Origin of the sequence: Microtetraspora malaysiensis (assembly GCF_001528665.1) — a bacterium.
Classification (GTDB): Bacteria; Actinomycetota; Actinomycetes; order Streptosporangiales; family Streptosporangiaceae; genus Microtetraspora_A; species Microtetraspora_A malaysiensis.
The window spans coordinates 1-25,989 of the sequence record NZ_BBYJ01000025.1 but is presented as its reverse complement, the minus strand read 5'-3'; the positions used below and the strand labels follow the sequence as shown (position 1 = coordinate 25,989).

The window sequence follows — 25,989 nt, the reverse complement described above, 5'->3', positions numbered from 1 at the left end:
GGAAACGGCGAATGCCGCCTCCGGATGTCCGGAGGCGGCATTCGTGATCGTCAGATCAGTGCGCGAGAGCGTACCGCGTGGGGTTGCTGATCGTGGTGCAGTAGTACCCGGCGGGGGCCAGCTTGAGGTCGATCTGGCAGGCCCGCGCACCCGCGGTGGTGTACGGATAGGTCTTGATGACGGTCTGCGCCGACGCCACACCCGAACCTAGGACGATGCCGGCGGCGGCGGCCGCGGCGACGACGACTGACACTGCTCGGGAAGTACGCTTCAGGCCGATCTTCACGCGTAATCACTCCTCGCACTTGACTAACAGTGATCATTACATGTCGGTCAGCGCCATCGCCAGATCATCGGCATCACAAGATCATGTGACTTGCCTCATAGCGTGCGCGCCCGGCAGGACGGGTAAAAGGAGAGGTCTTCCGGGAATCTGCACGACCGCCCGGTCAGACCTCCCCAGAAGTCCCGGACAGGGCCGGCCCGCGGGTCGGTGCCGATGTTCCCCGATCCGGTGATCGCGACCGTGGCGGCTTCATTCATCGCGTTCACTCCTCGCCGCGACAGAACCGGGCGAACTCCTCGGTCATCGCGCCCGCCCGCTCGTCCACCTCGGGACCGGCGCCGGTGAGCGGGGTCCCGTGGTTGCCGAAGTAGAGCGGCACGTCCACGAGATGGCAGGCGCCGAGCGTGATCCCGCCGTGGCGCAGGGGCGAGCGGTGGTCGCAGACCAGCAGCCGCGCGGGCCCCCGGTGCGCCTCGACGACCTCCTGCGCGGGCTCCTCGAACACGTCGCGCCTGCCGGGGTCTCCCCCGCCGATCGCGGCGAACAGCCGCATCTCCTGCGACGTCGTCGTCACCAGGAGCGGCACCGGGGCGGCCGCGCCCGAGCGGATCGCGTCCATCGGATGGACGGCGAGCAGGTCGCCGTCGACGACCGGCGCGACCGGCAGCAGCCCACCCACCGGCGGCGTCGCCCGCGCGGCGGCCCCCTCGGCGTCCAGCAGGTCCGCGAGCGGGGCGGTGAACGGGTCGGCGCCCCCGAGCGCCTCGCGGGCGGCCGCGGTCCAGGCCGCGGCCTCCTCCCGGGTGGCGAAGCCGTACGGCACGGGGCTCATGGCCACGGCGCGCGAGAAGAGGCCGGGCGCCAGGGCCATCAGGGCGAGCACGCTGGTCGCGCCCGCCGAATGGCCGCCGAGGGTGACCCGCTCCGGGTCGCCGCCGAAGGCCGCGATGTTGTCGCGCACCCACTCAAGCGCGGCGAGCTGGTCCCGCAGGGCGATGTCGGCCGGCACGCCGTCGCCGTACCAGAACCCGGCGAAGCCGAACCGGTAGTTCACCGTCACGACGACGAGCCCGTGGTCGCGGGCGAGCGCGGCGCCGTCGTACATCTGCTGCGCGCCGGAGCCGAACACGAACGCGCCGCCGTGCAGGAACACCAGCACCGGCCGCCGCTCCTCGCACGAGGACGTCCAGACGTTCAGGAACAGGCAGTCCTCGCGGCCGCTCGACGGGTCGATCTCCAGCCCCGGCACCCAGCCCATCCGCCCCGGCCACTGCGGCGCGGGCGGGCCGGGTGCGACGGCGTCCGCGACGCCCTCCCACGGCAGAGCCGGGGAGGGCGCGGCGAACCGGCGGGCCGGCGCGGCGTACCGCACGCCCGTGAACGCGGAGACGCCGCCGAGATCCACGCCGCGCAGAGTGCCGAGGGGCGGGTGCGCGAGCGTCATCCCAGCCCCAGGAACCTCGTGGCGTTGCCGCCGAGGATCGCGGCCCGGGCGGCCTCGTCCAGCTCGGGGCAGTCGCGCACGACCGCGCCCGGCTCCTGCTCGCCCAGCGGGAAGGGGAAGTCGGTGCCGAGCATGACCCGCTCGACGCCCATGACCTCGACGAGCAGGCGCAGCGCCCGCGGGTCGAACACCGCCGAGTCGACGTAGAACCGGTCGGTGTACGCCGAGGGCGGCTTGGGCGAGTCCTTCCGCACGATGTCCCGGTTGCGCCAGGCGTTGTCGGCGCGGCCGAGAAGGAACGCGAAGCTGCCGCCACCGTGGCAGAAGCAGAGCCGCAGCGAGGAAGGCAGCCGTTCGAACGCGCCGGACAGCATCAGCGACAGGATGCTGAGCTGGGTCTCGGTCGCCATGCCGACCAGCCACGGCAGCATGTAGCCCGCCATGCGGTCGGTGGCGAGCATGTCCCACGGGTGGACGAGCACCGGCATGTCCACGTCGGCGCAGTGGGTGAGGAACGCGACGATGTCCTGGTCGTGGAGGTTGCGCGGGCCCACGTGGTTGCCGATGTGGACGCCCCGGTGCCCGGCCGCCTTGGCCTTGTCGACCATCGCGCACGCGGTCGCCAGGTCCTGCAGCGGCACCTGGCACAGGGGCAGCAGGCGGGAGGGATCCTCGGCGCAGTAGGCGAGAATCCGGTCGTTGACCATCTCGCACCAGTCCGCGGCGCGATCCGGCTCGGCCGCGTACCCGAACAGCAGCGGCGTGGACGAGACCGCCTGCACGTCGACGCCGAGGCGGTCCATCGCCGCGAGGCGGGCCCCCGCATCCCACAGCTCCGGGGTGACGGGACGGTAGTCGTCGTCGCCGCTCATCATCATGCCGTCACGCAGCCACGGCTCGCCCGCCCCGGCGAGGATCCGGCTCTCCTCGCGGGAGATGCGCGGGAAGACGTGCGCGTGGACGTCGATGACCTGACCGGAACGGGTCACCGGATCACCGGCCGCATGTGCTCGGGCCAGTCCTTGCCCGGGTGGGTCGCCCCGCAGTGCGGGCAGGTGCGGTCGCCGTCATAGAAGGCCTGGAAGACCGGCGGCAGGTCCTCGACGATCGACTGGAGCTGGATCTCGGCACGGTGGACCCGGTGGTGGCACTCCGTGCAGTACCACTCGAAGGCGTCCAGCTCGCCCTGCGGGCGGGCGTACTCGACGACCAGGCCGATCGAGCCGGGCACCGGACGCTGCGGCGAGTGCCGCACGTGCGGCGGCAGCAGGAAGATGTCGCCCTCCTTGATCTGCACGTCCACCGGAGGCTTGCCTTCCTCCTCCATGACGCGCAGCACCATGTCGCCCTTGAGCTGGTAGAAGAACTCCTCGATCGGGTCGTCGTGGAAGTCGGTGCGCTGGTTGGGGCCGCCGACGATGGTGACCATCAGGTCGGCGTCCTTCCAGATCTGCACGTTGCCGACGGGCGGCCGCAGCATGTCCTGGTGCTCGTCGATCCACTTCTGGAGGTTGAAGGGAGGGATCACTGTGCGCTCCTTTGGGGGATGTAAGCGGTGCAGGAGATCTCGATGAGCAGGTGCGGGTGCGGGAGCTGGTGGACGGCGACCGTGGTGCGCGCGGGCCCGGTCTCGTCGAAGTACGCGCCGTAGACCTCGTTGTAGCCGCCGAAGTCGTTCATGTTGACGAGGTAGGTGGTCACGTTGACCACGTCGGACAGGTCTCCGCCGGCGGCCGCGAGCAGGTCGCGAATGTTCTCGATGACCGCCCTGGTCTGCTCGCGGATGTCCAGGTCGGTGGTGCCCATGGCGTCCGCGCGGGCCCCGGCGAACGAGCCGTCGGGACGGCGCGAGCTGGTGCCGGACACGAACACGAAGTCGCCCGCCCGCCTGATGTGCGGGAACCTCCCCCGAGGGGTGGCCTTGCCCTGGACGAGCAGCGCGTCGCTCATCGCGTCGTCACCTCCACGTGACCGAGACCGGCGGCGCTGACGCGGACGTGCGCGCCGGAGGGAAGCGGGACGGCCGCGGTCGCGGCGCCCGCGAGGATGACCCAGCCGGGCTGCAGCTCGATCCCGGCGGCGCAGGCCAGGCGCGCGGCCGCGTTCAGCGACCGCAGCGGGTCTCCGAGGATGGCCGCCGACGAGCCGCTCGCCACGGGGCGGCCGTCGATCTCCAGCAGCATGCCCACGTTGCCGACGTGCTTGGGAGCGTGCCACGGGCCGAGCCCGAAGCCGCTGGCCGAGGCGTTGTCGGCGACGACGTCCGCGAGGGTGAAGCTGAAGCCCTCGTAGCGGGAGTCGAGCACCTCGTAGCCGACGGCGATCCCGCCGATGGCCGCGACCGCGTCCGCGGGGGTGCGCACCGGCCGGTCCAGCAGGAACGCGATCTCCGGCTCGATGCGCGGGTGGATCAGCTCGGAGGTGTCCAGGTGCGACTCGACCAGCATGGCGTCGGTGAGCAGGCCCCAGATGACGTCGTCTACCCCCATCTGCACCATCTTGGCGCGGCTGGTGAAGCCCATCTTGACGCCGATGAGCGCCTCGCCCCTGGCCCGCCTCCGCTCGATCACCGCCCGCTGCACCTCGTACGCCTCGGCGACGTCGAGCGGCGCGGTGTCGGTGAGCCGGGGGACGGCCCGGCGGCTGCGCACCGCCTCGTCCAGGGTCTCCGCGAACGCGTTCAGGCGCGGGTTCACACTTCCTCCTCAGCGGACTTCTCGGCGGGCTTCTCGGCGGCGAACGCGGCCCGCACGTCGCCGAGGCCGTCGATGCGCGCTTCCAGCACGTCGCCGGGCACGACCGGGACGACCGGCCCGAGCGCCCCGGTCAGCACGGTGTCGCCCGCCTGCAGCGGGCGGCCGAGCCGCACCAGCGTGTCGGCCAGCCACACCGCCGCGTGCAGCGGGTTGCCGAGGCAGGCCGCGCCGATGCCGCTGGACACCTGGTCGCCGCGCCGCTCGATCACCATTCCGGCCAGCCGCAGGTCCACGTCCCGCAGCGACACCGGACGGGTACCCAGGACGTACATGCCGGAGGACGCGTTGTCGGCGACGGTGTCGATCAGGGTGATGTCCCAGTCGCGGATCCGGCTGCCCACGATCTCGATCGCGGGCAGCGCGAAGGCGGTGGCCCGGATGATGTCGGCGACCGTGTGCCGTTCGTGGGTCAGGTCGCGGTCGAGCACGAGCGCGACCTCCGCCTCGGCGCGCGGCTGCAGGACCGCGCCGACGGGGATCTCCTCGCCGTCCGGCACCGCCATGTCGGCGAAGAGCATGCCGAAGTCCGGCGAGTCCACCCCGAGCTGCCGCTGGACCGCTGTGCTGGTCAGTCCGATCTTGCGGCCGGTGAGGCGCCGTCCCTGCGCCAGCCACCGCTCGGTGACCAGGTTCTGCACGGCGTAGGCGTCGTCCACGCCGTCGATCAGGTCGCGTACCGGCTCGCACGGGCGGCCGGACGCGTACGCCTCCAGCAGCCGTGCCGCGGCGGCCTGGTGTCTCTCTGTCACGGATGTCCTCAAATCTTGACGCACACGTTGACGGGCTCGGAGAAGAAGTCGAGCGAGTACTCGCCGCCCTCACGCCCGATGCCGGACGCCTTCACCCCTCCGAAGGGGGTGCGCAGGTCCCGCAGGTTCCAGCAGTTGACCCACACGATCCCGGCCTCGACGCGCGGCGCCACGCGGTGGGCGCGCGACAGGTCGGTGGTCCACACTGTGGCGGCCAGGCCGTACGGGCTGTCGTTGGCCAGCCGGATCGCCTCGTCCTCGTCGTCGAACGGCGCGACGTGGCAGACGGGGCCGAAGATCTCCTCGCGTACGGTCCTGGCGCTCTGCGGCAGCCCGGTCAGCACGGTCGGCTCGACGTAGAACCCGCTGTCGCGGGCGTCGCCGAAGGTCGGCACGCCGCCGCCGGCCTGGACCGTGGCGCCCTCCTCCACCGCGAGGCGGTAGTAGGAGAGCACCTTGTCGCGGTGCTCGGCCGAGATCATCGGGCCGTAGCCGGTGAGTGCGCGGGCGCGCTCGGCCAGGGCGCGGACGAACTCGTCGAAGACGGGCCGCTGCACGTAGACGCGCTCGGTGCACAGGCAGATCTGGCCCGAGTGGGTGAAGCTCGACCGCACGGTCCCCTCGACCGCCTCGGCGAGGTCGGCGTCCGCGAAGACCAGTGCCGGGTTCTTGCCGCCGAGCTCGAAGGACAGCGGCGTGACGTGCTCGGCCGCGTTGCGCATGATCGCCGCGCCGGTGGCCGACGCGCCGGTGAAGGCGATCGCGTCCACACCCGCGTGGGAGGTCAGGTGCTCCCCCGCCGCGCCGGCGCCGTGGCCGTGCACGAGGTTGAAGGCGCCGTCCGGCAGCCCCGCCTCGCCGATCACCTCGGCGAGCAGGGTCGCGGTGGACGGGGTCTCCTCCGACGGCTTGGCGACGACCGCGTTGCCGGCGGCGAGCGCGGGCGCGACCTTCCAGGTCAGCAGGAGCAGCGGCAGGTTCCACGGCGAGATGATCGCGACGACGCCGAGCGGGCGGCGGACGGTGTAGTTCAGCGCCTGGCCGCTGCCGCTCCAGCCCGGGACCGTGGTGGGGTAGGCCCGCTCGGGGCGTCCGTAGGCCAGGTCGGCGTAGGCGCGGAAGTTGCCGATCGCGCGCGGGATGTCCACCGTGGCGGCCAGGTCGCGCGGCTTGCCGGTGTCGGCGACCTCGGCGGCGACGAACTCGTCGAAGCGGGCCTCGATGCCGTCGGCGATCCGGCGCAGGAACGCGCACCGCTCCTCGACGCTCGTGCGTCCCCACGGGCCGTCGAGCGCCGCCCTGGCGGCGCGGACCGCCGCGTCGACGATGTCGCGCGAGGCTTCGGGGACGACTCCTACCTGGCTTCCGTCGACGGGGGAAAGCAGCGGAAAGGTCGCTTCCGTCGGCGCGAAGACACCGTTGACGTAGTGCGCGGGCTTCATGGCCGCAATTGTGCTGCGCAATGGCATAACAGTCTAATACCGCTCTAGGTCTCAGCTATCTCAATTTCGTTATATATCAGGATCCGCATACCTCACGCCCAGATCGGTATTCGTCGCGGCATACCACCTGGATGCATCCTCATCCCTACTCCCCGACCGAAAAGGCACAGGTGTTTTATGGACACAGACCGCCGCAAGGCCGCGCGCCGCGTCTCGTGGGCGGCCTTCATCGGCACGACCATCGAGTGGTACGACTTCTTCCTGTACGGCACGGCGGCCGCACTGGTCTTCAACAAGCAGTTCTTCCCCGCCATGGACCCGGTCGCCGGGTCGATCGCCTCGTTCGGCACCATGACCGTGGGCTTCCTCGCCCGTCCCCTCGGCGGCATCATCTTCGGCCACTTCGGCGACCGCATCGGACGGCGGAACACGCTGGTCGTATCGCTGCTGATCATGGGCATCGGCACCACGCTGATCGGCCTGCTCCCGACGTACTCCACCCTCGGTGTGGGGGCGGCGGTGCTCCTCGTCCTGATGCGCGTCGCGCAGGGCATCGGGCTCGGCGGCGAGCTGGGCGGCGCTGTGGTGCTGACCATGGAGCACGCCCCGAAGGGCCGAAGAGGGCTTTTCGGCGCGTTCCCCATGATGGGCACGCCCGCCGGCATGCTGACCGCCAACCTCGTCTTCCTCGGCACGTCGTCGCTGCTCAGCGAGGAGAGCTTCCTGTCGTGGGGCTGGCGGGTGCCGTTCCTGCTCAGCGTCGTGCTGGTGGGCGTCGGGCTCTACCTGCGGCTGCGCATCGAGGAGAGCCCCGCGTATGAGAACCTCGTCGAGCGCCGCAAGCCCGCCAGGCTGCCGATCGCGGTCGTGCTGCGCGACCACTGGCGCCAGGTGATCCACACCATCGGCGTGGTCGTCGGCAACAGCGCGGTCTCCTACATCTTCATGGTCTACATCCTCAATTACGGCGAGACCGAGGTCCACCTGTCCCGCACCTTCCTGCTGATGTGCGTGATCGGCGGCGCCGCCGTGTGGCTGGCCACCGCGCCCATCTGGGCGCACATCGGCGACCGGCGCGGGCTGCGCGCGATCTTCACCGGCGGCTCCGTGGTCCTGCTGGTGGGCGCCGTGGCGATCCTCCCGATCATCAACACCGGCAACACCGCCCTCATCGCGGTGTTCATGGTGGCGATGGGCGCCGTCCTGTCGATGACCCACGCCCCGCAGGGCACGCTGACCGCGAGCTTCTTCCCCGTGGCCATCCGCTACTCGGGCACCTCGGTCGCGTACCAGCTCGCCTCGCTGCTCGGCGGCGGCATCACCCCGCTCATCGCCGCCTCGCTGTTCGCGGCCTCCGGCAGCTCGCTGTCCATCACCGGCTACCTGACCGCGGTCGCCGCGATCAGCCTCGTCGCCGCGCTCGTGATCCCGCGCAACGACGCCGAGCGTCTGGGCGACCTCCCCGCCGGACAGCCCGCCTCGCCTGCCGATATAGCAAAATAGGTCCCACTTTCCGGACTTATATGATGTGGCGGTGATATCCCGACCGCTGGACCTGCTGAGCGGCCGGCTCAAGCTCCGGCACCTGGTGCTCGTGACAACCATCGCCGAGCACGGCAGCGTCCTGCGTGCCGCCGAGCATCTCCACCTGGCGCAGCCCGCCGTGACACGCGGGCTGCGGGAGGTGGAGCAGATCCTCGGAGTGGAGCTGTTCCGCCGCGGCCCGCGCGGCGTCACGCCCACCCTCTTCGGCGAGGCGTTCATCGACCACGCCCGTGCCGTACAGGCCGAGCTGCGCCGGGCGGGCGACCGGATCGCGGGGCTCGCCGACGGCGAGACCGGCACCGTCACCGTCGGCACCCTCCTGGCCGCGACCAACGTGCTGCTGCCCCGCTCGATCGCCGCGCTGAAGGCCGAACGGCCCGGCATCACGGTGATCGTCAGGGAGGGTACGTTCGACTCGCTCGTCCCGCGGCTGATCGACGGCGGCACCGACCTGATTCTCGGGCGGCTCAACCCCATCGAGGGCCGGCCGGGCCTGCACCAGATCCCCCTCTACAACGAGCCGACCCTGCTCGTCGCCCGCGCCGGGCACCCCGCCGGGCACGCGCGTACGCTGCCCGAGCTGCTCGGCTATCCGTGGATCCTCCCGCTGGACCAGACCGCCCTGAAGCACGAGCTGGAGCAGGTCTTCCAGCGCGAGGGGCTGCCGCTGCCGGAGAACCGGGTCGAGTGCACCTCGATCCTGACGATCCGCTCGCTGCTCCTGGCGACCGACATGATCGCCGCGCTGCCGGCGCTGCTTGTCCGCACCGACGACCAGCTCGCGGAGCTGCCGGTGCCGCTCGCGTCCGTACGGCGCTCGGTCGGCGTGACGCTGCCCGAGGCCCGGCCGCTCACGCCGGCCGCCAAGGCCATGCTCGACCACCTGCGCCGCCAGGCGGAGGCGCTCCAGCATGAGCTGCCCATGACCGAGGACGAGGCGGCCCGTCCCACCGGATAACGGTCGCCGGCCTCCTGACATGAAAGGGGGCCGGTCCGGCGACCGGCCCCCGATGTCGGCAGTACTACTGGACTACTGGGCGTCCGGCTTGACGATGACCGGAAGCTGGGCGTCGAACAGGTTGGCGAAGGTCATCGAGGGCATGATGTGGCCCTGCTTCTGCGCGTCCTGCGCCAGGTCGACGGCCCACGACGAGCTGGCCAGCCGCTGGTTCGGCGTGCCGTGGTGACCGTCGCTGGAGAAGGAGCAGTCGCCCACCTCGAAGAAGGACTGCACCGCGGGAAGCAGGCGCTTGGCGTTGAGGGTTCCGCCGCGCTTGTGGGTGAGGAAGTACCCGGCGAATGCGTCGGCCATGAGCTCGGTGCGGCGGGTGGCCTCGGGGCCGGTGAGCGGGCTGTCGAAGAGGTTGTCCTCGTACTGGACGTGGTGCCCGAACTCGTGGCTCAGGATGGACTTGGCGGCCACTTCGTCGTCCAGGCCGATCCCGGCCATGCCCTTCATGATGCCGTCACCCATGATGATCTTGTCGGGGATGCCCTGCACGACCGGGTCCGGGTCTCCCTCGGCGGTGAAGGCGAACGCGTTGAACGTGAAGATCGGGTTGTCGGCGTTGAGCACCGGGTCGGCGGCCAGCACCTCGATGAGCAGGTCGGCCAGGTCCCTGCCCTCACCGGCGGGCAGGCCCCACAGCACCTCGAGGACGCGGGCGGTGCGGTCGGCGTCCTTGAGCACGTCGCCGTGCATCGCGACGCCGCGGATGTCGTCGGACTTGATGTCCCAGAACTTCTTCAGATCGCGCAGCTCGTGCGTGACGGTGGTGGTGTATTCACCGCTCTCGCCGTAGCTCTGCGGGGTGTCGCCCGAGTTGAAGAGCAGCGCGTCGTACGCGGGGATGTCCAGGCCGCCGAGGATCACGACGATGAAGATCGTGCTGAAATCCGCGCCCTCGAGCCGCGCGTCGAGCCACGCGCTCAGCGTGGTGTCCGCGCACTGGTAGTCGTTCGGATCGATGGCGTTGAGCGCCATCTCGTTCCAGGCCGAGCCGGTGACGCCCAGCCCGGCCTTGAACCGGGCGGCCCGCTCCTGCCAGTCGGCCGGCAGGGCCTTGACGGTCTCGAGATAGCGCGCCTTGGTGGCGTCGTCGACGTGCAGCGAGTTGATCGCGCCCTCGAGCGCGGAGGTGGGGGATGTCGCCTGCGCCGAGGCCGGGGCGCCGATTGTGAGGGCGGCGGCGACGGCGGCGGCGGCCAGGAGGGCCAAGGGCTTACGCAAAAGGACTCCTTCGACGTGAAAGCACTTGGCGAAAGTCTCCAGATTCCTGACATCGATTGTGAACGATCCTGACGTGTCAAGATCCGGCATGTCCGGAATATGACAAGGAATGGGAAGGCGAACCCGCCAGGGAGCGCCCTCGGTTGCGTCCGCGATCTCCTCGGGGCTCCTCGGGGCTCCTCGAGACCCCGGGCTCCTCGGGAAGGTGAACGACACGGTGAGACCCTTACAGGCGCTCGGCCTCTCACCGACGGCCGAAGCGATCTACTTCTCCTTGGCCGAAGCCGGCCAGAGCCCCGTGGAGGCCCTGCCCGCACTGCGTGAAGACCTCGAGCGCGCGCTGGCCGAGCTGGAGGCGCTGGGGCTGGTCACCGTGGCGGACGGCCGCGTGTCCCCGCTGCCCCCGCTCAGCGCCCTGGCCTCCTACGCCGAGCGCCGCGCGCGTGAGGCGCTGCTGGCCAGGGAGAGCGCCGCCGTACTGGCCAGAATCTGGCAGGATCACCAGCGGTCGGCGAGCTACCTCGAGAGCGTCGCCTCCGCGGACGGCACGGCGGCGATGGAGCGCAAGCTGCTCGACCAGGCGGAGCGCGAGGTGCGGGCGCTGGTCCTCGGACCGGTATCACGTCCCGAGGAGACCCCGCGGGTGGCGGCGGGCACCCTCGAGGCGCTGGCCCGCGGCGTCGCCATCCGGGCGGTCTACGGAGCCGAGATCCTGCGCCGGCCCGCCGCGCTCGCCGCCCTGCGCGCCTGCGTCGAGGCCGGCGAGCAGGCCCGCGTGTTCCCCGACATATCCCTCCATATGCTCATCGGCGACGACCGTGAGGCCCTGCTGATCTTCCGGGGAGACGGCGAGACGCGCCACGCCATCGCGATCCAGCCGTCGGGCCTCCTGACGGGACTCACCGGGATCTTCGAGTCGTTCTGGAGAATGGCGGTGCCGCTCGCCGCCACCGTGGAGGCGGACGACCTCGACGCCGGCCGGACCGCCGAGGAACGCCGGCTGCTCAGCTACCTCAGCGCCGGACTCACCGACGAGTCCATCGCCCGCGAGTTCGGGGTCAGCGAGCGCACCGTCGCCCGCAGGATCGCCAGGCTGCAGGACGTCCTCGGCGCCCAGACACGCTTCCAGCTCGGCGTACAGGCCTCCCGCAAGGGCTGGATCTAGTGCCCCTCACCCGGACTGGACGCCGGGCTCGTCGGCGGGCTGGATAGCATCGGCGGATGCGTCCCTTCCGCGACGAGCTGTGGCGGGCGATGGACGGGATCTACCACGAGATCCTGGCCCACCCCTTCCTCACCGGGCTGACCGACGGCTCCCTCCCCAAAGAGGTCTTCCGGCATTTCGTCCTGCAGGAGGCGCACTTCCTGCCCGACTACGCGCGGGCGCTGGCCGCGTGCGCCGTCAAGGCGCCCGACCCGGCCGCCGTCCAGCGGTTCGCCGCCGACGCCGCCCGCACCGTCGAGGTCGAGCACAGCCTGCACGTGGAGCTGCTCAACGCGTTCGGCATCGGGGAGGCGGAGGCCCGCCGCCACCCGGCGCCGCCGACCGCGCTCGGCTACGGGTCGTACCTGCTGCGCGCCTGCCACCTCGGCACCTTCGCCGAGGCGCTCGGCGCGATCGTGCCGTGCTACTGGATCTACGCCCGCGTCGGCGAGACCCTGCTCGGCCGCTCCTCCCCCGACCCGCTGTACGCCTGGTGGATCGAGACGTACGGCGGCGCGGAGTACCAGGAGACCGTCGCGGGCGTGCTCGACCTGCTCGACGAGGTCGCGGCCGGCCTGACCGACGACGAACGCGGGCGACTCCTCGCCAACGCCACCACCACCGCACGCTACGAGTGGATGTTCTGGGACGCCGCCTGGCGGCGGGAGGAGTGGCCCGTCTGAGCTGCCGATACTCTCAATAGAGCATTCGACGGAAGAAATCGGACAGCTACGGGATTGGGAGAGATGCGGCTGCGGGACCTGTGCCAGGTCGACCATCTGGGGTTGAAGGTCCTGACCGGCCACGACCTGCTCGACCGGCGCGTGCGTGGCGTGTCCACGACCGACCTGCCCGATCCGACCAGGTTCGTCAAGCCCGGAGAGCTGGTCCTCACCGAGCTGACCTGGCACGACGGCCCCGACTCCGCGCGGCGCTTCGTCGCCGCGCTCGCCGGGGTGGGGGTGACCGCGCTCTGCTCGGGTACCGCGCTGAAGGTGCCGCCCTCCGACCTGATCGACGCCTGCGCCGAGGCCGGCCTGCCGCTGCTCTGCCTGTCGGTGGAGGTGCCGTTCAGCGCGGTCACCGAGTACGTCCTGCGCCGCCTGATCGACGAGCTCGGCGCCGCGCCCCGCGGCCTCCAGGGCTCCCGGCGCAGGCTGGCGAGCGTGCTCGTGGACGGCGGCAGCCTGACCAAGCTGGTCACCGCCGTCGCCGGAGAGCTGGACGTGCCCTGCTGGGTGATGTCGGCCACCGGCCGGGTCATCGTGGGGTCGCAGCCGCTCGCCGCCCACGACCGCGCCCGGCTCGCCCACACGTTCCTGTCGGCGCGGTTCCTGCCCGGCATGTCCACGCGGGAGGACGGCACGCTGCTGTCGGTCTTCCCGGTCAGCAAGGGCGCGCCGCACCGCATCGCCAACTGGTTCCTCGCGTACGCCGGGGAGCAGGCGGGCGTCGGCGGCGAGCACGAGGACCTGATCGTGGAGCTGGCCGCGCTGGTGGCGCTGGAACGCTCCCGACTGGAGGCCGCGCAGCGGATCGAGCGGCGCGTGTTCGACCAGCTCCTCGACCTGCTCGCCTCGGGCGAGGCCAACCTGCCCGGGGTCGTCTCGCGACTGCACACGCTGCACGTCGAGACCGAGCACGGGCTCCTCGCGGCGACACTGCGGATCGAGGGCGTGGCCCGGGCGGACGAGGTCGGCGCCGCCGTCCTCGACGAGCTGCTGCGCCCGATCGCGCCGGGCGTGGCCACCGCGCGCGAGGACGGCGAGGCGGTCGCGCTCGTGCCGCTCGCGGGCAACACCGCCGAGGAGATCGCCGAGCACGTGCTGCGCGGCGCGCGGACCCTGGAGGCCGGTCTCGGCAAGGCCCGGATCGCGCTCGGGCTGAGCAGCGTGACGACCGGCCCGGCCGGGCTGAGCAGCCTCATCGAGGAAGCGCGGCACGCGCGCACCCTGGCGGCGCTGGGGCGCGACCGGGTGAGCGCGATGACCGCCGAGGACGTCGGCTCACACCGGTCACTGCTCGCGGCCATCCCCGGCGACCTGCGCCGGTCGTTCCGCACCCGCCTGCTCGGCCGGCTGCAGGAGTACGACGCCGCCAACCAGACCGACCTGATCGAGACGCTGGAGACCTTCCTGGAGGAGTCCGGCTCCTGGGCGGCGACGGCCGACCGGCTGCACGTCCACGTCAACACGCTGCGCTACCGGCTGAAGCGGATCGAGGAGCTGACCGGCCGCTCCCTCAACACGCTGGAGGAGCGGGTGGACTTCCTGCTCGCCCTCAGAATGCGCTGATTCGCAGGTCCCCACCCACCTCCGCCCCTCTCGCGGCGCGCGTCAGCGGCCGGAACGCCGGGGCACGACGTGGCCGAAGCGGAACAGGTTCGCCGGGTCGAAGCGGTCCCTCAGCTCGGCGAGCCTCGCCAGCACGGGCTCGGGCCACGCCCGGGAGAGCTGCTCGGGGGCGAGGGCGGAGCCCTGGAAGTTGATCATCGTCCCTCCCGTCGACCACGGCGCGGCGGCCTCGACCACCGCCCGGATGGAGGCCGGGACGGCCGAGTCCATCAGCTCAGGCACCGGCGCGCCGATGACCATCAGGGAGAAGGCCGCGTCGCGCCCGCCCACGGCGTTGGGCTCCTTGGGCTCGCGGGCCAGCGCGCCGCCGAGCTGTCGCACCTCCACCACAGCGAGGGGGACCTGGGCCGCGGGGCCGGCGACGGCGAGCAGGGCGTCCACGGCCTCACCGGTCAGCTCCCGCAGGAGCATGCTCCGCTCGGCCACCGGCATCGGGGTGACAGGGTCCTGGTGGATGGCGTCGAGCGCCGTGTACGGCAGAGGCCCGACGGCGTCGAGGACCGGCGCGGCGACGGCCCGCATGGGAGCGAGCAGCGCCTCGGCCTCCCGCTCCTCGCCCATGTGGGCGATCCGGAGGTGGACGACGAACCGCCCGCTCAGCTGCGGCGGCAGCTCGGGCAGCGGGGGGAGGCGGAGCAGGGCGACCGAGGTGGTGGTGGCCTCGGGCAACGTGGCCGTCCAGGTCCGGTAGGCGTGCAGGACCGACGGGGCATCCTCGCCCGCGTAGAACAGGCCCCCGCCGTACACCGCGGTGATGGGGAACAGATCAACGGTGATCGAGGTGACGACGCCGAAGCCGCCCTTCCCGCCGCGCAGCGCCCAGAACAGGTCCGGCTCCCGGCCCGTGTCGGCTGTACGGATCCGGCCGTCTCCCGTCACGACCGTGATCTCGCGGACGTGGTCGGCCGCGAACCCGAACGTCCGCGCGATCGGCCCGATGCCGCCCCCCAGCGTGAAACCGACCGCGCCGACGCCGGACGCCGAGCCGCTGAGCGGCGCCAGACCGTATGGCGACACCGCGGCGACGACCTCGGCCCAGGTGCAGCCGGCGCCGATTCTCGCGGTCCGGGCCACCGGGTCGACGACGATCTCCCTCATCCGGCGGGTGCTGACGAGCAGCGCGCCGTCCGCCGCCTGAACCGCGCCGTGGCCGGTCGCCTGCACCGCCACCGGCAGTCTGTGCGCCGCGGCGAGCCGCACCGCCGCGGCGACGTCCTCCACGCCGGTCGCCCCCACGATCACGGCGGGGCGGTGCCGTACGGCGAGGTTGAAGCCGGCGGCCTCCTCCTCGAACCCGTCCTGGCCGGGGATCAGGACGGGCCCGATGACCTCGCGGCGCAGCGCGGCCTCCATAGAGGAGTGCGTGGTGTCCATATCTTCTCCTGATGTCGCGATGTATGACTGGGATGTGTGTCTCAGCGGACCCAGTTGTCGCACCACCGACTTGGAGGCTGGTTGAGGCCGTCCCGCCGGAATCCAAGCGACGTCCAAGAGGCGCGCAAGCGGCCCCGCGTGGCGGGCTCACCAGCCCGATCAGACATCAACCGACATGTCAGTATGATGAGCCGGAAATCAGCGGCCTGGCTCGTTCGGGGGAAGTGATGCGGGCGGGTGTGGACGACGCGGACGCGCCGGGCCGCCGGACAGGCGGAGCCTCCTCGCAGCCGGGGAACCGGCTCGACTTCCACGTCCTCGGAACTCTGGAGGTCGTGGACGGCGCGGGAGCCCGCCTCGACATCGGGTCACGGAAGCAGCGGGCCCTGCTGGCGCTTCTCCTGCTGAACGCACCGCATGTGGTGCCGCTCGACCAGCTCATCGACCGGCTGTGGGCCGACGAACCGCCGTCGAGCGCCACGGGAACGCTCCAGGCGTACATCTCGCACCTGCGCCGGACGTTGGAGCCCCGTCGTAGCCCGCGCTCCCCCGCCCGCGTCCTGCGTACCCGGGAGCCCGGCTACCTGCTGGACATCACCCCCTCCCAGCTCGACGCCGAGCGCTTCGCCCGCGCCGCGGACGCGGCCCACGCCGCGCTGGCGGACGGCAAACCGGAGGACGTGGAGCGGATTCTGCGCCCGGCGCTGGTGGAGTGGCGGGGAGACCCGCTCGCCGACTTCGCCGACGAGGCCTTCGCACAGTCCACGATCGCCCGGCTGGTCGCCGTCCGGTTGTCGGCACTCACGGTCCGGGCGGAGGCGTGGCTCGCGCTCGGACGTCCGGCCGCCGCCGCGGTCGAGGTCGAGCGGCTGCTCGAGAGGGAGCCGTACCGCGAGGGCCTGTGGGCGCTGCTCATCCGCGCCCTGTACCAGGACCGCAGGCAGGCCGAGGCGCTCGCCGCCTACCAGCGGTGCCGCGCGCTGCTCGGCGACGAACTGGGCATCGATCCGAGCCCTGAGCTGCGCGGGCTGGAGCAGGCCGTCCTGAACCAGGATGAGCTCCTGGTCCGGTCCTGGTCCCCCGCCGCGCCACCTGTGGCCGAGCTGAGAAGACCGCCCGGCCCGATCCTCCCCCGGCTGGTCGGGCGGGAGCCCCACCTGCGCCGCATCGGAGAACGGCTCGACGACCTCAGGCAGACGGCCGGCGGCGTGCTCCTCGTCACCGGCGAGTCGGGCATCGGCAAGACCCGCCTGGCCGAGGCCGCCGCCGAGATGGCCGCCGAACGCGGCGTCACGGTGGCATGGAGCCGGTGCGTCGAAGGTAGCGGCGCCCCGGCGTTCTGGCCGTGGATCCAGGCGCTCCAGGCGCTGCCCGGCGATCTCCCCCGGCAGCGCGGCACCGAGCGGATGGGCGTCGCCCCTCTGACCTCTGAGCAGATCGTCGACTACCTGGCCGAGGCGGGAGGTCCGGCCACGGAGCCCGAGCTCGCCCGCGCCCTGCACGACCGGACCGGTGGCAACCCGTTCTTCCTCGGAGAGATGCTGCGCCTGCTGTCCAGCGTCCGCACGAAGGACCGGGTGGACGCCTCGGACGTGCTCGCCCTCGCCGTGCCCGACGGCGTACGGGACGTCATCAACCAGCGGGTGTCCCGCCTGCCCGAGGACTGTCAGACGTTGCTGCGGACGGCGGCCGTGATCGGCAGGGACGTGGACGCCGACGTGCTGGAGACCGCGACCGGCATCGGCGGCGCGCGGCTGATGACCCTGCTCGAGCCCGCCGTCGCCACGGGCCTGCTGGTCGAGGTGGACGGCGGCTGGGACTACCGCTTCTCCCACGCTCTGGTGCAGGAGGCACTGTATTCGGGCCTGAGCCGCCGCCAGCGCGCCCAGCTCCACGGCCGGGTCGGCGAGGCCGTCGAGAGCCTGTCCCACGGTGACGCCGCCTCGCGCCTGTCCGCCCTCGCCCGCCACTTCGGGCTCGCCGCCCGGGTGGGCTACACGGACAAGGCGATCGCGTACGCCGCCGAGGCGGCGCGCCGGGCCGCGGCGACGCTCGCCTACGACGAGGCGGTCATGCACTGGGAACGGGCCCTCGAGGCGGCCACCGGCGAGCCGGCGCTGCGCCGCTGCCGGCTGCTGATCGAGCTGGGCCGGGCCCGGCGGGCGACCGGCGATGTCGAGGGGGCGCGCGCCACGCTCGACGAGGCCGTGACACTCGGCACCCAGATCGGCGACGACGAGGCCGTCATCGAGGCCGCGGCGGTCTTCGGCGGCGTGACGCTGTGGAACTGGCGCCACTACGGCATGGTCGACCAGGGCATGGTGCGGGTTCTGGAAGACCAGCTCCACCGCCTCGACCCGCGCGCCGCGGCCACCCGGGCCGAGTTGCTCGGCACGCTCGGTGTCGAGCTGTACTACGGGGACCGCCGCGAGGAGGGGCGGCGCCACGCGCTCGAGGCCGTGGAGCTGGCACGCGAGCTCGGTGACACGGGCCTCCTCGCCCGTACCCTCAACAACTTCGTCATCGCGGCGTGGCGGCCGGAGCACGAGGAGGAGCGCTGCCGGGCCGCCGAGGAGATCCTCACCCTGCCCGCGCTGCCGCGCGCCACCGAGATCATCGCCCGCCTGCACCGGATGCCGACCCTGCTCCGCGCCGGACGGCTCGCCGAGTACGACGCGGAGCTGGCCCGCTGCCTGCGGATGATCGACGAGGTCCGGATGCCGGAGATCGAGACCCAGGTCACGTTCGCCGCGACCGGGCGCGCCATCCTCGGCGGCGACTGGACGCAGTCGACCCGTCTGGTGGGCCTCGCCACGGGCGCCTTCCGCCGCACCAGCCTGTGGGGACCCGACCCCCTCAAGCTGATCGGCACGTTCTTCTGTGAATGGGGCCAGGGACGCGGGCCGGCGCTCCTACCCGCGCTGGTCGAGGGCGGCGCGAACGAGTCCAACCTGCTGGTACGGCCCACGGCCGTGCTCGCCGCGGTGGAGTCGGGCGACGAGGGCCTCGCGCACCGGCTGATGGACCGCTGGGGCACGGCCGTCCAGCGCGACTGGACCTGGCAGTTCGTCATGTGGCAGTGGGGACTCGTCGCCGCCAGGCTCGGCCGTCCAGACCCCGGCGACCTGCTCGACGAGCTGCGGCCGATCGCCGCCGAGCTGGTGACGCTCGGCACCGGATGCGTCTCCTGGGGCGCTCTGCACGACGTGGTGGCGATGCTGCTCCACCGGACCGGAGACGTCGCGGGGGCGCTCGCCCACGCCGAAGCCGGCCGTGAGACGCACCGCCGCCTCGGCCTGCGCCACCTGGAGGAGCGCAGCCTCGCCCTGTTCCGGCGGCTCTCCCCCGGTTGACGCGGCGACGCCCGCCCCACCCGGCGTGCGCCGGGCCGGACGGGCGTGCCGGTTCGTCGATTCAGGACGCGGCGTAGGCGTCCAGCTCGGCCAGGTAGGCGTCCTTCACCTGGCGTGGCAGCCAAGTGATCTCGAAGGCATTGCGCTGGAGCCGGACCAGCTCCTCACGGGACAGGTCGAGCGCCTCCTGCACCGCGGCCACGTTCTCCTGCACATAGCCGGTGAAGTACGCCGGGTCGTCGGAGTTGATCGTGACGCGCAGGCCCAGGTCGAGCATCCGGCGGATGGCGTCCGTCTTCATCGAGTCGGTGACGTACCCGTTGGAGATGGGGCACACGGTCAGGCCGAGCCCGCGCTCCTTGATGGCCTCAACCAGCTTCGGGTCCTCCAGGGAGTTGACGCCGTGGTCGATCCGGTTGACGCCGATCTCCTCGACGCACTGGCGGATGTGCTCGGTGGAGTTCTCCTGGTCCACGTCGCAGTGCATGGTCAGCAGGTAGCCCTCCTGCCGGGCCCGGGCGAACACCGCCGCGAACTTGGCCGGCGGGTTGCCCTTCTCGTCGGAGTCCAGGCCGACGCCCACGATCCACTCCCGGTACGGCAGCGACTCCAGCAGCGTCGCCATGGCGTACTCGGCCTGGAAGTCACGCAGGAAGCACATGATGAGCTGGGCGCGGACGCCGAGCTGGTTCTCGGCGTCGATCAGCGCCCGGCGCAGGCCGCGGACCACCACGTCGAACGGCACGCCACGCGAGGTGTGCGCCTGCGGGTCGAAGAAGATCTCCGCGTACCGCACGTTCTGCGCGGCGGCCCTGCTCAGGTACGCCATGGCCAGGTCGTAGAAGTCCGGCTCGGTGCGCAGGACGTTCATGCCCTCGTAGTACACCGACAGGAACGACGGCAGGTCGTCGAAGTCGTAGGCGGCCCGCATGTCCTCGACCGACTCGTACGGCAGGGCCAGGCCGTTCCGCTTCGCCAGCTCGAACTTCAGCTCGGGTTCGAGCGTGCCCTCGATGTGCAGGTGCAGCTCGCACTTGGGCAGTCCGGCGATGAAGTCCTTCATGGACTCGGGCATGTCAGGCCTCCGAGATGATCGGGTCGATGACGTCCAGGGCCACGCAGTCGACCAGGCCGAGGTCGGTGATCGCGTAGTCCGGGATCGCGGTGATCGAGAGGAAGAACAGGTACATCAGCGGCGCGGGCAGCGCGCAGCCCAGCTCCCGCGCCAGGTCGTCGAGCCGGGTCTCGGCGGCGGCCATCTCGGCCGCGGGCAGGTCGGAGACGATGCCGCCGACCGGCAGCGGCAGCAGCGCCGCGACCTCGCCGTCCACCACGACCGCCTGACCGCCACCCGCCGCGACGACCGCGTTGATCGCGACCGCCATGTCGGCGCGCGAGGCACCCACGCAGATGATGTTGTTGTCGTCAGGGGCCGCGCTGGTGGCGATCGCACCCTTGCGCAGGCCCATGCCGCTCACCATGGCCACCGGCATGTTGCCGGTCTTGCCGTACCGCTCGACCACGGTGACCAGCAGCGCGTCCTCGGCCACCGAGGGCTCGACCAGCCCGCCGGTGACGGGCAGCGTCACGTCGCGGCGCTTGCGCACGAACACCTGCTCCGGCGTCATGTTCATGGTCAGCACGGTCACCTGCGAGGCGCCCTCGGGCGCGCGCAGCACCAGGTCATCGGCGGTGACCTCGCGGACGGGCAGCGACCGCACCGCGCCGCGCTCCGGCGGCGCCGTCGGGGTGATCATGGTGCCGCCGCGTGCCACCAGGGCGCCGCCGGCCACGACCTCGCGGACGCGGAAGTCCTCCAGCGAGTCCACGATCAGCACGTCCGCGAAGCGGCCGGGGGCGATGCTGCCGACCAGGTGGTCGATCCGGTACATCTCGGCGCAGTTGATCGTGGCCATCTGGATCGCGGTCACCGGGTCGACGCCCGCCTTGACGGCCATCCGGACCAGCTTGTCCATGTGCCCGCCGGCCAGCACGTCGGCCGCGTGGACGTCGTCGGTGCAGAACGCCACGCGCCGCGCGCCGACCTTGGCCACGACCTGGATGTTCTCGTCCAGGAAGTGCGCCACCGACGACTCGCGGACGATCCCGTACATGCCGAGGCGGAGCTTCTCCAGCATCTCCTCGTGCGAGTACGACTCGTGGTCGAGGCGCACCCCGGCCGCGGCCAGGCCGCCGATCCGGCGGGCGTCGGACAGCGGCGCGCAGCCGAAGACGGGCAGCCGGTGCCGCTCGGCCAGGTCGAGGGCGTCCATGACCGCGGGGTCGCCGTGCTCCACCATCTCCTGGACGGTCTCCCACACGCCGACGCACTCCGGCCAGGTGTGCGCCTCCGCGTGCTGCTCCGGCCCGAAGGTGTGGCCGACCGTCGACTCCGGCACCGTGTACGGCGCCTTGGCGGGGGCGCCCCACCAGATGCGCATGCCGGTGTTCTTGGACTCGTCCAGGAAGCTCCGCACGCCGGGCAGACCGTCGACCACGAGGATCTGGTCCAGGCCGGACACCACGCTGGTCGTGCCGAGCGGGACGACCAGGTCGGCGAAGCTGGTGACCGAGAGCTTGCTGCACTCGATGTGCAGGTGGCCGTCGATCAGGCCGGGCACGAGGTAGCCGCCGCGCGCGTCGATGATCTCGGTGTCGGGGCCGCGCAGCGCCTCGGGCAGGTCCCCCACCGCCGCGATCCGCGTGCCGCTGATCGCGACGTCGGCGGGGTAGGTCTCGCCGGTCAGCACGTTGACCAGCGTGCCGCCGGTGATGATGCGGTCGGCGGGGCGTCGCCCGTAGGCGACGTCGAGCAGGAGGCGGTCGGCCATCGGATGTCGTGCCTTTCGTTGTCGTGGTCGCGCAGGGAGCGGGCCGGGGCGCGGTCAGCGCGGGCTCCGGCCGCTCCCCGCGACCGGTTCAGGCGGGGGGCTGACGGGTCTCTCCGGAACCGTCCGGGTCTCTCCGGAACCGTCCGGGCTTCTCCGGAACTGTCCGGGCTTCTCCGGAACTGTCCGGGCTTCTCCGGAACTGTCCGGGCTTCTCCGGAACTGTCCGGGCTTCTCCGGAACTGTCCGGGCTTCTCCGGAACTGTCCGGGCTTCTCCGGATGTCTCCGGGGTTTCTCCGGGTTTCTCCGGGGTGCGAGGTCAGGCGGCGTCGGGCGCGGCCTGCAGGGCGGGCGGCCGCTTCAGCACCAGCTCCAGCGCCAGATAGGTGATGCCCGCCACGATCGCCCCGGCGAAGATGCTGAAGTCCGCGCCGCCCATCGCCTGCGAGATCCAGCCGACGAACGCGACGGAGTTGATGCACAGCCCCGCCGCGATCATGCCGATGATCTGCGCGGCCATGCCGGACCACCGGATGCCGCCATGTCCCCAGTAGGGGCTCGCCGGGCTCTCGTCGAACAACGCCGGGCCGTCGTAGGAGCCCCTGCGGCGCAGCCAGTCGGAGAGGTAGACCCCGGCCCACGGCGCCAGCCAGATGATCAGCAGGCCGAGGAAGGTGTTCAGCATGGTGTTGAACGAGTCGGACATCACGGCGACATAGGTGACGGCGACGCAGATCACCAGGTCGGCCACGACCGCGACCCAGCGCTTGACGTTGATCCCGGCCGCCTGCAGGTTCAGGCCCGAGGAGTACAGGTCGGTGGTGTTCACCGCGAACAGCGTCACCATGGCGAGCAGCAGGTAGGGCACGGTGAACCAGCCGGGCAGCGCGCCGGGCAGGCCCGAGATCGGGTCCCCCGCGTCCTTGACCACGGTGGCCACCGCCGCGCCCAGCGTCATCAGCAGCACGTACGGCACGAAGCCGCCGAGTGCGGCGTAGCCGAAGACCGCCTTGCGGCTCGCGTTCTGCGGGAGATAGCGGGAGTAGTCGCTGCCCAGCGGGGCCCAGGAGAGCCCGCCACAGGACATGACCAGCGCGACGGCGCCGGTGAACGTGGCGAAGTCGGCGCCGCCGCTCGCGGTGATCTCCACCTTCGGCCCGATCAGCACGGCCATGATCGCGAACATGGCGACGAACACCCAGGTGAAGTACTTCTGAGCCTTCATGACGGCGGCGTGCCCCACGAGCGGGAGCACGAGCTGGATCAGCGCGGCCACCAGGATCACGGCCACCTTGAGCCCGATCCCCTGGTCGTGGACGCCCGCCTTGTCCAGCAGCGCGAGCGCGGCGAAGGTGATCAGCACCATGCCGCCCGCCTCGAAGCCGACCATGTTCAGCCAGCCGAAGAAGCCCAGCGCGCGGGCGCCCTTGGGGCCGTACGCGGCGCGGGAGACGGCCATCGTGGACGTGCCGACGGCCGGGCCCTGGAGGCTGGTCAGTCCGACCAGCGGGAAGGACAGCAGGTTTCCGATGACGATCGCCGCCACCGCCTGCGGGAAGCTGAGGCCGAGGGACACGACGACCGTGCCGTAGACCAGGGTGAAGATGCCGAGCGTCGTCCCCGACCACAGGAAGAGCAGGTCGCGGGGCCTGCCGTACCTCTCCTGCTGCGATACCAGCTCAATGCCGCGTTGCTCGACGGCCACCGGCCCCCCTCTTTACCTTTAGAAGCGACATATTGGGCGCTTCCAGGAAACCAGCGAACGTCGACCCTGGCCATTGGCGAACGCCACGAGCCATGGCTTTCCTTCCTGTAGCCGTCTCCAAGCCCGGCGAGCCGGGCGTGCCCCACGCCGGCCGGGCCCGGCCGGTCAGGCTCTCCGGCCGGACCCGCCCGCTGGTCACTGGGTGACCGGCAGCCGGCGCCACGTGTTCACCGCGGGACCCGCGGTGACGGTCAACTGGTTGTTCTCGCCGTTCTCGGTGAGGAACATGTGCTCCTCGGCCAGTCGCGAGCGGAACGAGTAGTTGCCCACCGATATCCCGTCCGGCCCGTCGCTCTCGCACCACAGGTAGCCGTCGCTGTTGGGGCGGAACGAGTTCAGCGTGACCCCGTTGCCGCTCAACGGATCCAGGCTGGCCGCCGTCGAGTTGAGGTACTTCCCGCCGTAGACCAGGTAGTTGCAGTCCTCGCCGCCGGCCTGCCCGGCGGGGATTCGGGAGAACCGCTCAAAGGGCTGCCGACAGCGGGCAGTGGCGCCGCTCCGCCCGTCTTCACCGCACCGACCCCGGGAGCTCACCGACGCCGGGGGCTCACTGACGCCGGGGGCTACCCGACGCCGGACAGCAGGATCAACCGGGTCGTCGATCCGACCTCGTTACTGATCCTGGCGCGAGGGATCAGATCTGGGGCGCGGGCCCCTGTCCCGGACACGGCGCGCCGACGCCGATCAGCACCTCCTGGACGGCGCCGCCGTCCACCCGGACCCGGATCGGCAGGCATCCCATGTCGCGGACGAGGTAGCCCCCAGGGAAGACGATCCACTCCTTGTCCCACTCGCACCGGTCCGCCACCACGCGCGCACCCGGCGAGCCGGGCTTACCCCATACCAGCCAAGCCCGGCCGGTCAGGCTCTCCGGCACGGACAACTCGACATGGCGTCCGCGCCGTACGAGCAGGCCCTGCTTGGCGTACGATCCCGGGCTTCCGTCCGGCATCTTCGCCTCGGACGCCTGCAGGGCCGCCTTCCTGACATCGCTCGTCGGCAGCGCCACCGCATCGCCGACCACCTGGAAGTCGGCGGGAGGAGCGGCTGCCCCGTCCATCCCCTCGTCGCACCGTACGGACGCGGAAGCGGCGGCAGGAGACGCTGGGGAGACGGCGGGAGAACCCGGGGAGGGAGCCTGTCGTCGCGCGGGCGGATCGCCGGTGCCGCATGCGGCGGTCAATCCCACCAGGACGACGCCGACGGCGAGGAGACTGCGCATGCGTCCATCTTGCTCGCCGAACCTCGGATCCGCTCGAACTCCGCGTTCTTTCCGTCTTTCCCGTTCTTGCCCCAATCGGACGACGCCTCGACGGGACTCGCCTCACACGGGTTCGTGCCGGCCGGATTCTCGGTTGAACGTGAGCGCTTTGCGCGCATCCCGCGAGAACGCGGCCGGGTTGCCCGTCGCCTTTCACACGCCTTTCACACTGGTGCGGAACACCCGCCGACGCCGGGCAGCAGCATCGGCCAAGTCGTCTTCGCCCGGGCCGAGGCCGGACGTCTACCGATGGCCGACGGCAGCGTCGATCGGATCCCCAGCAATCCGCCCTGCGGCGGGCAGGTCGCCGGCCGTGGCCTGCTCTCCTCATCCACCGCACTCTGGTGGGCGGAGCCGTGCTCGCACCCGACGCGACGGGAGTAGTCCTGCTTCCCGATCTCGACGATTTGCCGATCGGGATCCGCCCCCAGCTCAGCCCCGCGCTCTTTCAGCGCGTCCAGGTTTCGAGTGTGGAATCGGACATCGTCCGATTGGTCGCGGCCGCGTCCCGGAGCGGGCGGAAAGCCTCACCGAGCAACGAGCGCACGCCTCCGTGAGGAGCGAGGGACGCCCGAACACCAAGCCGCGCTCCTGGCACCCCTCGGCGTGACGTCCCGTCCGATTGTCAGGAGCCTGGAGGGCGGCGGCCCCAGAAGAGGCCGGCCAGGCGGCCCGCTGTGGTCGCGTCATGCAACCAGACGGCCGTGATCGATCGCGAGCTGTGTGATCCGGGTGCCCGCCGGCACGGGGTCATCGCCGCTCTCGTCACTTTCCGCCCCGATCCGATCTGCCGGCCCTGGCCGACCAGGGTTACGAAGGTGCCGCCGACGTCGTACGCGTCCCCGCCAAGAAGAGGTCCGGCCAGCCCAAGCTCGGCCATGACCAGCACACCTACACACGCTGCTTCAAGGCCTGCGAGGAGTCGGCAAGCGGGCGAACGCCCTGCTCCCCGTCACCTTCAAGGCCCTACGCCGGGTAAGCCTCGACCCTTGGCGCATCGTGAAGATCGTTCAGGCCGCACTCGTCCTGCTCAACCACAAGCACAACTGGACCATGCCAGCGTCACACAACGCGATCTTCAATTACCAACAATGGCTCACTCAGGGACGTACCGCCCCAAACCAACGTGGCCAGAAATCCGACATTTCTCGAAATATAATATCGATACCTTCCTCGAAATTCTTTGCGAATTCGACTTGATTAACGCCGCCGCCTTTGGCATTATTCATACAGGCGTTCTAATCGCGATCGGGGGTGGGCATGACTCAGCTGTTCGAGCCCGCCGGGTTCTTTCCTGATGAACTACCGGGTCGCGACGAGTCCCGCCCTTGTGATGCTGACTGGTGGGAGCGCGCCACGACCCCCGGGTCAGCCCAAACGGGCGAAACGCCCCGTAG

General features: G+C 71.3%; 21 protein-coding genes. 6 read left to right on the top strand and 15 right to left on the bottom strand.

Translation table 11 applies throughout. The features are described from left to right. Positions 1-55 precede the first annotated feature (55 nt). From AWQ71_RS29830 to AWQ71_RS29795, 8 genes are all read right to left on the bottom strand, one after another. The gene (locus AWQ71_RS29830; RefSeq protein ID WP_157570660.1) at positions 56-253 is read right to left on the bottom strand and encodes a hypothetical protein; all 198 of its coding nucleotides are present in this window, start codon (positions 251-253) and stop codon (positions 56-58) included. Between the two features lie 295 nt (positions 254-548). Beyond that, on the bottom strand, positions 549-1,730 hold the full coding sequence (locus tag AWQ71_RS29825) for a carboxylesterase family protein (protein ID WP_067139110.1): 1,182 nt from the start codon (positions 1,728-1,730) through the stop codon (positions 549-551). Continuing rightward, positions 1,727-2,719, bottom strand: a complete 993-nt coding sequence (locus AWQ71_RS29820) for an amidohydrolase family protein (RefSeq protein ID WP_067139108.1) — start codon at positions 2,717-2,719, stop codon at positions 1,727-1,729. Before AWQ71_RS29820 ends, AWQ71_RS29825 begins: the two co-directional genes overlap by 4 nt. Beyond that, positions 2,716-3,258, bottom strand: coding sequence for a 3-hydroxyanthranilate 3,4-dioxygenase (locus AWQ71_RS29815; RefSeq protein WP_157570659.1), 543 nt, complete (start codon positions 3,256-3,258; stop codon positions 2,716-2,718). The genes AWQ71_RS29820 and AWQ71_RS29815 overlap by 4 nt, the downstream gene beginning before the upstream one ends. Continuing rightward, complete coding sequence (locus tag AWQ71_RS29810) at positions 3,255-3,680, bottom strand: RidA family protein (protein ID WP_067139104.1); 426 nt, start codon at positions 3,678-3,680, stop codon at positions 3,255-3,257. Before AWQ71_RS29810 ends, AWQ71_RS29815 begins: the two co-directional genes overlap by 4 nt. After that, positions 3,677-4,426, bottom strand: a complete 750-nt coding sequence (locus tag AWQ71_RS29805) for a 2-keto-4-pentenoate hydratase (RefSeq protein ID WP_174550773.1) — start codon at positions 4,424-4,426, stop codon at positions 3,677-3,679. Before AWQ71_RS29805 ends, AWQ71_RS29810 begins: the two co-directional genes overlap by 4 nt. Beyond that, the gene (locus tag AWQ71_RS29800) at positions 4,423-5,235 is read right to left on the bottom strand and encodes a 2-keto-4-pentenoate hydratase (RefSeq protein ID WP_067139101.1); all 813 of its coding nucleotides are present in this window, start codon (positions 5,233-5,235) and stop codon (positions 4,423-4,425) included. Before AWQ71_RS29800 ends, AWQ71_RS29805 begins: the two co-directional genes overlap by 4 nt. An 8-nt stretch (positions 5,236-5,243) precedes the next feature. Continuing rightward, positions 5,244-6,677 carry a 2-hydroxymuconic semialdehyde dehydrogenase gene (locus AWQ71_RS29795; RefSeq protein ID WP_067139098.1) on the bottom strand — a complete coding sequence of 478 codons (1,434 nt, stop codon included), beginning with the start codon at positions 6,675-6,677 and terminating at the stop codon, positions 5,244-5,246. 177 nt (positions 6,678-6,854) lie between these two features. On the opposite strand from AWQ71_RS29795, the gene AWQ71_RS29790 reads away from it, so the two are divergent. Both AWQ71_RS29790 and AWQ71_RS29785 read left to right on the top strand, forming a co-directional pair. Further along, the gene (locus AWQ71_RS29790) at positions 6,855-8,180 is read left to right on the top strand and encodes an MFS transporter (RefSeq protein WP_067139095.1); all 1,326 of its coding nucleotides are present in this window, start codon (positions 6,855-6,857) and stop codon (positions 8,178-8,180) included. Between the two features lie 31 nt (positions 8,181-8,211). Next, complete coding sequence (locus AWQ71_RS29785) at positions 8,212-9,180, top strand: LysR substrate-binding domain-containing protein (protein WP_245658573.1); 969 nt, start codon at positions 8,212-8,214, stop codon at positions 9,178-9,180. Positions 9,181-9,252: 72 nt separating this feature from the next. Here AWQ71_RS29785 and AWQ71_RS29780 read toward each other — a convergent pair whose 3' ends face one another. Further along, on the bottom strand, positions 9,253-10,452 hold the full coding sequence (locus AWQ71_RS29780; protein WP_157570658.1) for a neutral zinc metallopeptidase: 1,200 nt from the start codon (positions 10,450-10,452) through the stop codon (positions 9,253-9,255). A gap of 217 nt (positions 10,453-10,669) precedes the next feature. Between AWQ71_RS29780 and AWQ71_RS29775 the strand changes: the two genes are divergently transcribed. The 3 genes from AWQ71_RS29775 to AWQ71_RS29765 all read left to right on the top strand — a co-directional run bounded on the left by AWQ71_RS29775 (position 10,670) and on the right by AWQ71_RS29765 (position 13,950). After that, complete coding sequence (locus AWQ71_RS29775) at positions 10,670-11,617, top strand: LuxR C-terminal-related transcriptional regulator (RefSeq protein ID WP_157570657.1); 948 nt, start codon at positions 10,670-10,672, stop codon at positions 11,615-11,617. 56 nt (positions 11,618-11,673) lie between these two features. Then, positions 11,674-12,339 carry a thiaminase II gene (gene tenA, locus AWQ71_RS29770; protein ID WP_067139086.1) on the top strand — a complete coding sequence of 222 codons (666 nt, stop codon included), beginning with the start codon at positions 11,674-11,676 and terminating at the stop codon, positions 12,337-12,339. 63 nt (positions 12,340-12,402) lie between these two features. Then, positions 12,403-13,950: a PucR family transcriptional regulator gene (locus tag AWQ71_RS29765; RefSeq protein WP_067139082.1), complete on the top strand. Its 1,548-nt coding sequence runs from the start codon at positions 12,403-12,405 to the stop codon at positions 13,948-13,950. A gap of 42 nt (positions 13,951-13,992) precedes the next feature. Here the strand turns inward: AWQ71_RS29765 and AWQ71_RS29760 are convergent, their stop codons facing one another. Then, positions 13,993-15,384 carry an FAD-binding oxidoreductase gene (locus AWQ71_RS29760; RefSeq protein WP_067139079.1) on the bottom strand — a complete coding sequence of 464 codons (1,392 nt, stop codon included), beginning with the start codon at positions 15,382-15,384 and terminating at the stop codon, positions 13,993-13,995. A gap of 227 nt (positions 15,385-15,611) precedes the next feature. Between AWQ71_RS29760 and AWQ71_RS29755 the strand changes: the two genes are divergently transcribed. Then, positions 15,612-18,737, top strand: a complete 3,126-nt coding sequence (locus AWQ71_RS29755; protein ID WP_169806668.1) for an ATP-binding protein — start codon at positions 15,612-15,614, stop codon at positions 18,735-18,737. A 61-nt stretch (positions 18,738-18,798) separates the two neighbouring features. On the opposite strand, the gene AWQ71_RS29750 is transcribed toward AWQ71_RS29755, so the two are convergent. The 5 genes from AWQ71_RS29750 to AWQ71_RS29730 all read right to left on the bottom strand — a co-directional run bounded on the left by AWQ71_RS29750 (position 18,799) and on the right by AWQ71_RS29730 (position 24,553). Continuing rightward, entirely contained in the window at positions 18,799-19,800 is a 1,002-nt protein-coding gene (locus tag AWQ71_RS29750) for an adenosine deaminase (RefSeq protein WP_067139395.1), read from the bottom strand. A gap of 13 nt (positions 19,801-19,813) precedes the next feature. Beyond that, positions 19,814-21,568 (bottom strand): adenine deaminase, encoded by a 1,755-nt coding sequence (locus tag AWQ71_RS29745; protein ID WP_067139073.1) that lies wholly within the window; start codon positions 21,566-21,568, stop codon positions 19,814-19,816. Between the two features lie 317 nt (positions 21,569-21,885). Continuing rightward, positions 21,886-23,271 carry a purine-cytosine permease family protein gene (locus AWQ71_RS29740; RefSeq protein ID WP_067139070.1) on the bottom strand — a complete coding sequence of 462 codons (1,386 nt, stop codon included), beginning with the start codon at positions 23,269-23,271 and terminating at the stop codon, positions 21,886-21,888. A 195-nt stretch (positions 23,272-23,466) separates the two neighbouring features. After that, positions 23,467-23,865: a hypothetical protein gene (locus tag AWQ71_RS29735; protein WP_067139067.1), complete on the bottom strand. Its 399-nt coding sequence runs from the start codon at positions 23,863-23,865 to the stop codon at positions 23,467-23,469. A gap of 100 nt (positions 23,866-23,965) precedes the next feature. After that, on the bottom strand, positions 23,966-24,553 hold the full coding sequence (locus AWQ71_RS29730; RefSeq protein WP_157570656.1) for a hypothetical protein: 588 nt from the start codon (positions 24,551-24,553) through the stop codon (positions 23,966-23,968). Positions 24,554-25,989: the final 1,436 nt, after the last annotated feature.